The sequence below is a fragment of the Pseudomonas sp. NFPP24 genome, from assembly GCF_900112095.1.
Lineage (GTDB): Bacteria > Pseudomonadota > Gammaproteobacteria > Pseudomonadales > Pseudomonadaceae > Aquipseudomonas > Aquipseudomonas extremorientalis.
Window position 1 is genome coordinate 343411 of sequence record NZ_FOKD01000001.1, and the last position, 12277, is coordinate 355687.

Annotated in this window: 8 protein-coding genes; 4 read left to right on the top strand and 4 right to left on the bottom strand. The window is 62.0% G+C overall.

Features of this window, described 5'->3' with window-relative positions; all coding sequences use genetic code 11:
* Positions 1–83: 83 nt before the first annotated feature.
* The gene (locus BM026_RS01540) at positions 84–2006 is read left to right on the top strand and encodes an acetyl-CoA hydrolase/transferase C-terminal domain-containing protein (RefSeq protein WP_093527176.1); all 1923 of its coding nucleotides are present in this window, start codon (positions 84–86) and stop codon (positions 2004–2006) included.
* Positions 2007–2076: 70 nt separating this feature from the next.
* Here the strand turns inward: BM026_RS01540 and BM026_RS01545 are convergent, their stop codons facing one another.
* Positions 2077–2649 carry a xanthine phosphoribosyltransferase gene (locus BM026_RS01545; protein WP_025856334.1) on the bottom strand — a complete coding sequence of 191 codons (573 nt, stop codon included), beginning with the start codon at positions 2647–2649 and terminating at the stop codon, positions 2077–2079.
* 58 nt (positions 2650–2707) lie between these two features.
* The gene (gene rep / locus BM026_RS01550; protein ID WP_071488059.1) at positions 2708–4717 is read right to left on the bottom strand and encodes a DNA helicase Rep; all 2010 of its coding nucleotides are present in this window, start codon (positions 4715–4717) and stop codon (positions 2708–2710) included.
* A gap of 256 nt (positions 4718–4973) precedes the next feature.
* On the opposite strand from rep, the gene BM026_RS01555 reads away from it, so the two are divergent.
* Complete coding sequence (locus BM026_RS01555; protein ID WP_071488058.1) at positions 4974–6638, top strand: putative bifunctional diguanylate cyclase/phosphodiesterase; 1665 nt, start codon at positions 4974–4976, stop codon at positions 6636–6638.
* A gap of 66 nt (positions 6639–6704) precedes the next feature.
* Here the strand turns inward: BM026_RS01555 and BM026_RS01560 are convergent, their stop codons facing one another.
* Positions 6705–8108 carry a NorM family multidrug efflux MATE transporter gene (locus BM026_RS01560; RefSeq protein ID WP_093527178.1) on the bottom strand — a complete coding sequence of 468 codons (1404 nt, stop codon included), beginning with the start codon at positions 8106–8108 and terminating at the stop codon, positions 6705–6707.
* Between the two features lie 149 nt (positions 8109–8257).
* Between BM026_RS01560 and BM026_RS01565 the strand changes: the two genes are divergently transcribed.
* Both BM026_RS01565 and BM026_RS01570 read left to right on the top strand, forming a co-directional pair.
* Positions 8258–9178 (top strand): LysR substrate-binding domain-containing protein, encoded by a 921-nt coding sequence (locus tag BM026_RS01565; RefSeq protein ID WP_058424225.1) that lies wholly within the window; start codon positions 8258–8260, stop codon positions 9176–9178.
* 177 nt (positions 9179–9355) lie between these two features.
* A complete protein-coding gene (locus BM026_RS01570) occupies positions 9356–11332 on the top strand; it encodes a methyl-accepting chemotaxis protein (RefSeq protein ID WP_092241702.1) in 1977 nt (658 codons plus the stop codon).
* Between the two features lie 3 nt (positions 11333–11335).
* On the opposite strand, the gene BM026_RS01575 is transcribed toward BM026_RS01570, so the two are convergent.
* Positions 11336–12250, bottom strand: a complete 915-nt coding sequence (locus tag BM026_RS01575) for an ABC transporter six-transmembrane domain-containing protein (protein WP_093120431.1) — start codon at positions 12248–12250, stop codon at positions 11336–11338.
* Positions 12251–12277 lie beyond the last annotated feature (27 nt).

Sequence of the window (12277 nt, forward strand, 5' to 3'; positions counted from 1 at the left end):
TTCGTGTTTCAGCGCTGTTCATTGCAGCAAAGACCCGGCAAGCTCGGTCCAACCCCTAATCATGGAATGTTCAGGAGGGTCGGATGGTGCAGTTGTGTTCAATCGAGCAAGCAGTTGATGACGTACTGGCGCGGTTGCCGGCGCATATCCACATGGGCATGCCCCTCGGGCTGGGCAAGCCGAACCGGTTTGCCAATGCCTTGTACCGGCGCATCGCCAAGTTGCCGGAGCGGGCGCTGACGATCTATACCGCGTTAAGCCTGGGCCGCCCGACGATGGGCGATGGTTTGCAGAAACGCTTTCTCGAACCCTTTATCGAGCGGGTGTTCGGCGATTACCCCGAACTGGATTTCCTCGCCGACCTGCACAACGACAGCCTTCCGAACAATATCCACGTCCAACAGTTTTTCATGCAGCCCGGCAGCCTGCTGCACAGCGAGTCGGCGCAGCAGGATTACGTCAGCAGCAACTACAGCCACGCCGCTCGCGACATAAACGCCGCCGGCCTGAACCTGGTGGCGCAGTTGGTCGCCAGCAGTGCCGAACATCCTGATCGCCTGAGCTTGAGCTGCAACCCGGATATCACCCTCGACCTGCTGCCGATGATTGCCAAGCGCCGCGACGCCGGCGAGACCGTGCTGATCGTCGGGCAAGTCCACACCGATTTGCCCTACATGCCCGGCGACGCTGAGCTGGGCATGGATACCTTCGATTACCTGATCGATGAAAAAGACAGCACCACGCTGTTCTCCACGCCGAACATGCCGGTGGGTTTCCAGGACCACTTCATCGGCCTGCATGCCAGCACCCTGGTACGCGACGGCGGCACCTTGCAGATCGGCATCGGCTCCATGGGCGATGCGCTGACTGCCGCGCTGCTGGCGCGCCAGGCCGACAACGAGTCCTATCGGTCGCTGCTGACGGACCTGGACGTGTACCAGTGGGCGCCGCTGATCAGCCGTGAAGGCGGCGTCGATCCCTTCGCCCGGGGCCTTTACGGGTGCAGCGAAATGTTCGTCAACGGCCTGCTGGTGTTGGCGGACGCGGGGATTATCCGTCGCAAGGTCTACCCGGACGTAGCGACGCAACAGCAGGCCAACGCCGGCACGCTCGACGATGCGGCGCAGCCCGACGGCATTTCGATCCACGGCGGATTTTTTCTTGGCCCGCGCAGTTTCTACCAGCGCCTGCAGGAAATGACCCACGCCAAGCGCCTCGAATTCAACATGACGCGCATCAGCTACATCAACGAGCTGTACGGCCAGGAAGAACTCAAGCGCCTGCAACGCCTGGATGCGCGGTTTATCAACAGCGCGATCATGGTGACGCTACTCGGCGCGGGTGTGGCCGACCAGTTGGAAGACGGTCGTGTGCTCAGTGGTGTGGGTGGGCAGTACAACTTTGTGGCCCAGGGCCATGCGCTGGAAGGTGCGCGGTCGATCCTGATTCTGCGCAGTTGGCGCGAGTCGGCGGGGGAGGTCAGTTCCAATATCGTCTGGGACTACGGCCACTGCACCATTCCCCGGCATCTGCGGGATATTGTCATCACGGAATACGGCATTGCAGACTTGCGCGGGCAGACGGATGCCAAGGTGATCGAGGCGTTGCTCAATATCACCGACTCACGCTTCCAGGACGATTTGATCAAGGAGGCGCAAAAGGCTGGCAAGTTGCCCAAGGATTTCCAGCTGGATCCGCGCTTTGCCGAGAACACGCCGGAGCGGTTGCAGGGGATTCAGGCACGCCATCGTCGGTTGTTTCCGGAGTATCCGTTGGGAAGCGATTTCACCGATGAAGAGCGGGATTTGTTGCGGGCGCTGAACTGGCTCAAGAGCAAATTCAAGCTGACGGAGATTCTGGAGCTGGGCAAGGCGGCGTTGGATGCGCCGCAGGCGCAGGTGTTTCCCAAGCATCTGGAACGCATGCAGTTGACCAAGCCGGAAGGCTTGAAAGAGGATCTGTACCAGCGGCTCCTGCTCGCCGGCCTGCAGGCCACCGCGCACTAACCGGCAACACAGGGTCGATGTGGGAGGGGGCAAGCCCCCTCCCACTTTTACCACCACTTTGAGGCAGGAGTTATTCGATGAAGGTGACGACGCCACCTTCCAGCGACTTGACCCGCGCCAGCGATTCAACCCGATAACCCTGCGCATCCAATTCCGCACGGCCGCCCTGGAACGACTTCTCGATCACGATCCCCAAGCCTGCCACGGTCGCGCCGGCCTGCTTGATGATCGAGATCAGCGCCTGGGATGCCTTGCCGTTGGCCAGGAAGTCATCAATCACCAGCACGCGGTCGCTGCTGGTCAGGTGGCGCGGCGAGATCGCCACGGTGCTTTCGACTTTCTTGGTGAAGGAATACACCGTTGCCGACAGCAGGTTTTCGGTCAGGGTCAGGGACTGTTGCTTACGCGCGAAGATCACCGGTACACCCAGGTTCAGGCCGGTCATGATCGCTGGCGCTATGCCCGACGCTTCGATGGTGACGATCTTGGTGATGCCCGAGTCCTTGAACAGCGCGGCGAATTCGTCGCCGATCAACTTCATCAGTGCCGGGTCGATCTGGTGGTTCAGAAAGGCGTCGACCTTGAGTACCTGATCGGAAAGCACGATGCCTTCTTCGCGAATTTTCTTGTGCAGTGCTTCCACGGAAAGCTTCCTCTAATGGCGCGTTGTGCGCCGAAAGTAGATTGAAAAGTAGTCGATTCTAGCGCTTTAACATTGCGCGTATGTCCGCCAGGGCTGTGTTGCCGCGAACGGCCTTCACCTCGGTCGGGGTGTCGTCATTGCCTTCCCAGGCCAGGTCGTCCGGCGGCAGTTCATCCAGGAACCGGCTGGGGGCACAATCGATGATTTCGCCGTACTGCTTGCGCTTGGCGGCAAAGGTGAAGGCCAGGGTCTGACGCGCGCGGGTAATACCCACGTAGGCCAGGCGGCGTTCCTCTTCGATGGTGTCGGCTTCGATGCTGGAACGGTGCGGGAGGATTTCCTCTTCCATGCCCATGATGAACACGTAGGGGAATTCCAGGCCCTTGGAGGCATGCAAGGTCATCATCTGTACACCTTCGGCGCCGTCTTCCTCTTCCTGCTGGCGTTCGAGCATGTCGCGCAGCACCAGCTTGCCGATGGCGTCTTCGACGGTCATCTCGCCGTCTTCGTCTTTTTCCAGGGTGTTCTTCAGCGCTTCGATCAGGAACCAGACGTTGCTCATGCGGTAATCCGCGGCCTTGTCGCTGGAACTGTTGGTGCGCAGCCAGTTCTCGTAGTCGATGTCCATGACCATGCTGCGCAGCGCGCTGATCGGGTCTTCGCCGGCGCACTGCTCGCGCACCTTGTCCATGAAGCGCTTGAAGCGCGACAGGCGATCGGTGAAGCGCGAGTCCAGGTGTTCGCCCAGGCCGATCTCGTCGGTGGCGGCGTACATCGAGATCTTGCGCTCAGTGGCGTAGTTGCCGAGCTTTTCCAGGGTGGTGGAGCCGATCTCGCGACGCGGCACGTTGATCACGCGCAGGAAGGCGTTGTCGTCGTCCGGGTTCACGATCAGGCGGAAGTAGGCCATCAGATCTTTTACTTCCTGGCGTCCGAAAAAGCTGTTGCCGCCCGACAGGCGATACGGCACCTGGTGGTGCTGCAATTTCAGCTCGATCAGCTTGGCCTGGTAGTTGCCGCGATAGAGGATCGCGAAATCGCTGTAAGGCCGGTCGGTGCGCAGGTGCAGGCTGAGGATCTCGACGGCCACGCGTTCGGCTTCGGCGTCTTCGTTGCGGCAGCGGATCACGCGGATCTCGTCGCCGTGGCCCATCTCGCTCCACAGTTGTTTTTCAAACTCATGGGGGTTGTTCGAGATCAACACGTTGGCGCAGCGCAGGATGCGGCTGGTGGAGCGGTAGTTCTGCTCCAGCATCACCACTTTCAGGGACGGGTAGTCGTCCTTGAGCAGCATCAGGTTTTCCGGGCGCGCGCCGCGCCAGGCGTAGATCGACTGGTCATCGTCACCGACCACGGTGAACTGGTTGCGCTTGCCGATCAGCATTTTTACCAGCAGGTACTGGCTGGCGTTGGTGTCCTGGTATTCGTCCACCAGCAGGTAGCGCACCTTGTTCTGCCATTTTTCGAGGATGTCGGCGTGTTCTTCGAACAGCTTTACCGGCAGCAGGATCAGGTCGTCGAAGTCCACTGCGTTGAACGCCTTGAGCGTGCGCTGGTAGTGGGTGTAGACGATGGCGGCAGTCTGTTCCTTGGGGTTGCGTGCGTTTTCCAGGGCCTGGGGCGGCAGGATCAGGTCGTTTTTCCAGGCGCCGATCATGTTCTTGATCTCATCCACGCCGTCGTCGCCTGCGTATTCCTTTTGCATGATGTCGGTCATCAGCGACTTCACGTCGGTCTCGTCGAAGATCGAGAAGCCCGGCTTGTAGCCCAGACGCGCATGCTCCTTGCGGATGATGTTCAGGCCCAGGTTGTGGAAGGTACACACGGTGAGGCCACGGCCTTCGCCACCCTTGAGCAAGGTGCCGACGCGCTCTTTCATCTCCCGCGCGGCCTTGTTGGTGAAGGTCATGGCGACGATGTACTGGGCGCGGATGCCGCAGTGCTGGATCAGGTGCGCGATCTTGCGGGTGATCACGCTGGTCTTGCCGGAGCCTGCGCCGGCGAGCACCAATAGAGGGCCGCCGACGTAGTTCACGGCTTCTTGCTGCCGGGGATTGAGTCGGGACATACAGAATTCAGGGAGTCGTTGTTCAAAAGGGCGGGCATTTTAACAGGCTGGCAGGATTCTGCTCTGTCAGAACGACAGTGTGACGTACCACTCGATCTAAATTTGCCGGTTTTGATACTTTGCCGCAGGATGTGAGGGTTGTTTTGAGGCTAATGTTCACAGTTCGCGTGTTTGAAAACCCCTATCATTGGTGATTCTCAGGCCGCACGTCATAATGCCCGTCGCCACGAATTTTTGCAGAGTCTAGGGAGCTAGCTTGTCTACGCCTGTCGAACCCTTGCGTTTGCTGCTGCTGGCCGATGAGCCCGCGTGGGCAGCGTTATTGCGCGAGTGCCTGGCGCCGATGGGCGATGGGGCTGTGCTGATCAGCGCACCAAACTGGGAATCCGTGAGCCGTCTGTTCGATGACGACCACAGCGCCGTGCTATTGACCACGCCCAGCCTGCAACCCGGGCCTGGCCGTTGCAGCCTGCCGTGCGTGTTGTTGCTGGAACAGGAACCGCTGGTTTCACCGCTTGGCGTCAGCGATTGGCTGGTGCGTGATGTATTGGATGCCGATACAGTGCGCCGCTGCCTGCGCCACGTCCGCGAGCGCGGCGTGCTGGAAAACACCCTGCAACGCCTGGCCGAGCAGGACCCGCTCACCGGCATCGCCAACCGCCAGGGCTTCCAGACCCTGTTGACCGCGCGTCTGGCCGAGAATGAAGGGCGTGGCCTGGCCCTCGGTCACTTGGACCTCGACAACTTCCGCCACGCCAACGATGCCCTCGGCCACCAGGCCGGCGACCGGTTGATCCTGCAAGTGGTGTCACGGCTCAAGAGCCAGCTGGAGGTCGGCGACCAACTGGCGCGCCTGGGCAGCGATGAATTCGCCCTGCTGATCGATACCCGCCGTGCACCCCAGCGTGCCGAGTGGATGGCCGAGCGCATTACCGAGGTCATGGCCGAACCCTATTGGGTGGATGGCGAAAGCCTGCTGATCGGTTGCAGCCTGGGCGTGGCCCATGCCCGCGCTCGCGCCGGTGCCGACCCTTTGATGTGGCACGCTCATATCGCCATGCAGCAGGCCAAGAGCACCCAAGGCTGCACCTTTCATATCTTCAACGAACGTATCAACCGCAACGCGCGCAGCCTGGCCGACCTGGAAAGCGAGCTGCGCCGCGCCTTGCGCCGTGACGAACTGGAGCTGCATTACCAGCCACGCCTGGACCTGGACGACGGCCACATCGTCGGCCTGGAGGCCCTGGTGCGCTGGCGTCATGGCGAGCGCGGCCTGTTGCCGCCAAGTGAATTCGTGCCGTTGGCCGAGCAAAGCGGCTTGATCGTGCCGCTGGGCTACTGGGTGATCTCCCGGGCCCTGCGCGACATGCAAGACCTACGCGAACGCGGCCTGCCGGCGTTGCACATGGCGGTCAACCTGTCGTTCCGCCAGTTCCAGGACAGCCAGTTGCTCTCCACACTCAGCCGGCTGATTGCCGAGCGGGGCGTGGAGGCGCAATGGCTGGAGTTCGAACTGACCGAAACCGCCGTGATGCGCCGCAGTGACCTGGTCAAGCAGACCATGGATGCCCTCGGCCGCCTGGGTGTGCGGTTTTCCCTGGATGACTTCGGTACGGGTTTCTCATCGTTCGTGCACCTCAACAGCCTGCCGATTGCCTTGTTGAAGATCGACAAGAGCTTTGTCGGTGGCATGGAGGAGCGCGAAGAAAACCGCAAGCTGGTGCATGCCATGATCAACCTGGCGCACAACCTCAACCTGGAGGTGGTGGCCGAAGGGGTGGAAACGCCTGAGCAACTGGCGCTGTTGCGTTTGTTTGGCTGCGACCAGGCCCAGGGTTACCTGATCAGCAAGCCGCTGCCGTTGCCGGAGTTGGTGGAGTACCTGACCTTCGGCAAAAGCCAGCAAGCTTTGCTCGGTTAGGAATGTGGGAGGGGGCTTGCCCCCGATGGCGGAGTGTCAGCCAGTTCATCTGCAACTGACCCAACGCTATCGGGGGCAAGCCCCCTCCCACATTTCCTGCCGCGGCGGCTCCTGGCGAATCATCCGCTTCATCTTCGCCTCAAACGCCCAGGTCAGGCTCACTGCCGCGCATGCCAGGCCCAGCGCCAGGCCCCACCACACACCGGTCGGTCCCCAGCCCAGGGTGAAGGCCATCAGCCAGGCCGATGGTGCGCCAATCAACCAATAGCAGCCCGCGCCGATCAGGAAGGTGGTCTTGGCGTCCTTGAGCCCGCGAATGCAGCCCATGGCGATGGTCTGCACGCCATCGAACAGCTCGAACCAGGCGGCGACGGCCAGCAGGCTGACGGCCAGGACGATCACGTCGTGGAACGCCGGGTCGTTGTGGTCGATGAGCAGTCCGATCAGCGGGTCGGAATAGAGCCACAGCACGGCAGCAAATCCCAGCATGATCGCCGCGCCAAAGCCGGTGCCGACACGACCGGCCAGGCGCGCCTGCAGCAACTGCCCGGCGCCGTAGTGCTGGCCGATGCGCATGGTCACCGCGTAGGACATTCCCGCAGGCACCATGAACGCCACCGAGACGATCTGCAATGCGATCTGATGCGCCGCCAACTGCGTACTGCCCATGGTGCCCATGCACAGCGCCGCAAACGCAAACAACCCGACCTCCACCGCATAGGTGCCGCCGATCGGCAGGCCCAGGCGCCACAATTCGCGCAGGTACTGGGTGTTGAGGCGAAACAGGCCTGTGCTCAGCGGGTAGGCCGCATAGGTGCGGTTGCTGCGGATGTACCACATCAGCGTCAGCGCCATGCCATTGGCAACGATGGCCGTGACCAGGCCGATACCCATCAGGCCGAGCTTGGGCAGGCCGAACATGCCTTCGATCAGCGCGTGGTTGAGCAGGTAGTTGGCTACCGTGCCGCCAAGGCTGATCACCATCACTGGCGTCGCCTTGCCGATTGCACTGGTGAAGCCGCGCAGGGCCATGAAACTCAGGTAGCCGGGCAGGGCGAACGGCAAGATCGTCAGGAATTGCCCGGCCGAGTGCACGTTGGTCTCGGTCTGGCCAAACATCAGCAGCACTGGCTTGAGATTCCACAGCAGCAAACCGGCCGCCAGGGCCATCAGCCACGCCAGCCATAGCCCGGCCTGGGTCAGGCGGGTGGCGCCGTCGATATCGCCCGCGCCGTGACGGATGGCCACCAGCGTGCCCACGGCGGCAATCACGCCGATGCAGAAAATCGCCACGAACGAGTAGGTCGCCGCGCCCAGGCCGCCACCGGCCAGGGCTTCGGGGCTCAGGCGCGCCATCATCAGGGTGTCGGTCAGCACCATCAGCATGTGTGCCAACTGTGAGGCAATCAACGGCCCTGACAGCCGCAGAATGGCCCAGAGTTCGGTACGTGCCGGATGTTGCATGATCATCACGCTCGACAAGTCAGAGGGTTGGGGAAGGCTTGATTCTCGGCGCTCTGGGTTAATTACACAAAAGGATTAAATCGATGGTGTACATGACTTAAACTCATGTGTATTGATCTGATAGTGTTGGTGGATCGCTATGCAGGAATTTACCGATGTCTCGTCGCCTTGCTCCGCTGTATGCCTTGCGCGCATTCGAGGCCGCCTCTCGGCACAATTCCTTCACTCGGGCAGCGGAGGAGCTCTCCATCACGCAAAGTGCGGTGAGCCGACATATCCGCACGCTGGAAGAGCATTTCGCCTGTCGCCTGTTCCAGCGCAGTGGCCGCACCTTGCAGCTCACCGAGGCGGCGCGCCTGCTCTTGCCCGGCGTGCGCGAAGGTTTTGCAGCGTTGGAGCGGGCCTGCCATACCTTGAACGCCGAAGACGACATCCTGCGCATGAAGGCACCGTCGACCCTGACCATGCGCTGGCTGCTGGCGCGGCTCAGCCGCTTCCGCGCGTTGCAGCCAGGCAATGAGGTGCAACTGACCAGCGCGTGGATGAGCGTGGACGAGGTGGATTTCAACCAGGAGCCCTTCGACTGCGCGGTGCTGCTGAGCTACGGGCACTTCCCGGCGGACTGGGAGGCCAGCTACCTGTTTCCGGAGCTGCTGATCCCGGTAGGTGCGCCGAACCTGCTGGAGGACGGGCCCTGGGATGCTGCACGCCTGGCCACCGCTGAATTGCTGCACCCCACGCCCGACCGTCGCGATTGGCGCAATTGGTTGGAGCGCATGGGGTTGTCATCCCAGGTGTCGCTCAAGGGCGGGCAGGTATTCGATACCCTCGAACTGGGCATGATCGCCGCTGCGCGGGGCTACGGTGTGTCCATGGGCGATTTGCTGATGGTGGCCGAAGACGTGGCCCAGGGTCGATTGAGCCTGCCCTGGCCAACGGCGGTGGCCAGTGGCGAAAACTACTACCTGGTATGGCCGAAAACCCGCCCCGGCGGTGAGCGTTTGCGGCGCTTGGCGGAGTTTCTGCAGGCGGAAGTCAAGGCGATGGAATTGCCTCAGGTCGAACGCCTCGAGTGAGGGGCGACAGACTGTTTGTGCAATCGTTTGCGTGATACCCCTGCGGATCGCTCAAGTATTGCCTCGGCTCGCCGAAGTAGGTGTGTTGGAACCATCGTACACCAACGTTTCCCACTGGATAATTTGCCGAGCAACGCTATGAGATCAGGATGATCCTGGCCTCGGCCAGGAGCCGTCATGTCTCAACCTCGCGCCCGGATAGCCTCCCAGTTAGGCCTGGCATTAGCCGTGATTCTGGCTGTCGTCATCAGCGGCAGCACCGTGTTTGCCTTGCGTTCCCTCGACTCCGCCAACCTCGCTACCCGCGAGGAGCACCTGGCCAGCGAGGCACGTTTGCTCGCCGACCAACTCAACACCTTCCACAGCACCTTGCGCGAAAGTACCCAGCGTTTGAGCGGGCTGTTTGAAAAGCGCTTCGGCGCCGGCTTGAGCGTGCATGCGGACCAGCCTGTGACCGTGGCCGGTGTGCAGACGCCTAGCCTGTACCTGGGCAATCAGGTGTTGAACAACAACTTCAATGAAGTGGATGAGTTCAAGCAGATGTCCGGCGGCGTGGCCACGGTATTCGTGCGCAGCGGCGAAGACTTTATCCGCATCAGCACCTCGTTGACCAAGCAGGATGGCAACCGGGCCATCGGCACGGTGCTGGATCGCCAGGGCCCGGCTTACCAGCGGGTGCTCGGCGGGCAGACCTATATCGGCCGCGCGGTGCTGTTCGACCGCTCCTACATGACCCAGTACAGCCCGGTGCGCGACAGCAGTGGGCAGGTGATCGCGGTGTTGTTCATCGGGTTCGACTACACCGATGCGCAGAATGCCCAGTTCGAGAACCTCAAGCGTTTCCGCATCGGCCAGACCGGCTCCCTCGCCTTGCTGGATGAGCAGAAGCGCTGGCTTGTACCGCCGGCGGGCGTGCAGGCGCTGGATCAAGCCGTACCCGTGATGCTGGACCTGGCCAAGACGCCGGGCACCGGGCGCTTCTGGGCAGACAAAAACGAAGATTTCTACAGCGTGTCGGTACCCTTCGAGGGCGGGCCATGGGCCGTTGTCGCGAGCATGCCCAAGGCTGAGATCCGCTCGGTGACGTGGGACGTCGGTATCCGCCTGGTCATAGGCAGCGTGCTGGCCATGCTGCTGGCGGTTGGTGCAACGGTGTGGCTGCTGCGCAGCAAGCTGGCGCCGTTGGGCGACCTGGTGCGCCAGGCCGAAGCCCTGGGCGCGGGCGACTTGAGCGCGCGCTTGAATGTGTCCAGTCATGACGAAATCGGCCAACTGGCGCGCAGTTTCAACCAGATGGGTGAAGCGCTGTCGACCATGGTCTCGCATATCCGCAAGGCGGCTGAAGAGGTCAACAGCCGTGCGCAGGCGCTGTCCGGCTTGTCCGGTGGCGCCTATGAAGGCATGGAGCAGCAGTCCGGCGAGATCACCAGCATGGCCGGCGCGGTGGAAGAGTTCAGCGCCACCTCGCTGAACATCGCCGACAACATGGGCAGCACCGAACGCCTGGCCCAGGAAAACGCCCAACAAACCCGCATCGGGCGCAACTCGATGCAAGAGGCGTCGTCATCCCTGGAACACATCGCTGCCGCGCTCAACAGCACAGCCACGGTGATCAACACCCTGGGACAACGCTCCCAAGAGATCGGCGGAATCGTCGGTGTGATCACCTCGATTGCCGAACAGACCAACCTGCTGGCGCTCAACGCCGCCATCGAGGCTGCCCGCGCTGGTGAACAAGGCCGTGGGTTTGCGGTGGTCGCCGATGAGGTGCGCAACCTGGCGTCGCGTACTCGAGAGGCCACTGACGAAATCTCCGGAATGATCCAGAGCATCCAGCAGGAAACCGGCAACGCCATCAGCACTATGGAGCGCGGCAATGTGTTGATGCAGGAAGGCCTGTCGCGTAACGCCGACGTGGCGTCGGCCCTGGCGCGTATCGACGAGCAAAGCCGCTCGGCCGGTCAGCAGTTTGCCGCGATCACCACCGCCACTCAGGAACAGAGCAGCACCGCGACCTTGCTCAGCAGCAACTTGCAGAGCATCGCGCTGGCCAATAGCGAGCAGCGGGAAGTGGTGTCGAACCTGGCGATTACCGCCAAGGAACTGGAGACCCTGGCGGCAGGCTTGCGGCATGAGGTAGATCGGTTTCGTTGAGGCCTAGCGGTCGCCCAGGCCGGGGTCCACGCGCTTGCCGATGTCCTTCAGGCGCGCCAGTTGGTCGACCATGCCGGGGGCTTCGTCCATGCTGGTGACGAAGGTCCACAGGTAAGTCATGACTGCATAGATATGGCCGGCCTTGACCGCGGGTGACTGTGCCAACTGGCTGATGGCGACCACAAACAGCAAGGCGGCCAGCGTGCCAAGAAACAGGTACGCAGCCGCCTCGCGGTCTGACAGCCAGATGCGCAGGCGCGAAAGCACCTGGTAGTGGCGCCGCAGGGTCGGTGCGCCGACCTTTTCCACCAGGCCGATTTCTTTTTCCAGCCGGTTGTTCAGCCGTTCATGCAGCGCTTGGTTGCGCCGGGCAAAGCGTGGCAACAACGTGATGCACAGCACCAGCGCGCCCAGGCACGCCAAGCCTACCCAGGGCTCGATCACGATCAACATCACTGCCGCGCCGATAATCGACACCAGCGCCGTGGCGATGATCGGTACATGCTTTTCAAAGAAGTCGACGAACTCCCGAGCAAGCACCACCCGCGCCGCCGATTTCGACGTGCTGTGGTTCTGCAGGCGTTGGTTGAGGATCACCGGCACCGCCAGATCGGCGTAGATCCGCGTGAAAGTCCGCGTATCCAACGCCCGGCGCGCCGCGCCGACCACCCAGAACGCTAGGACCACGGCGGCGTAGAGCAGCGCGTTACCCGTGTCGCCGCGGATGATCGCGTCCACCGCAAACCCGGCAAACAAAGGGTAGGCCAGCAGCAGCGCGTTCTCCAGCGCGACCAGCGACAGCGTGGCGGACAGCTTGCCCGGATAGGCTTTGGCAATGGCCTTGAGCGTCTGGCCGGCGGATTGCTGGCCGATTTTCTGACTTTCTTCGATCAGGATTTGCGGTGTGACGGATGACATGGGGTGCACCAAAGGAGTGATAGACGC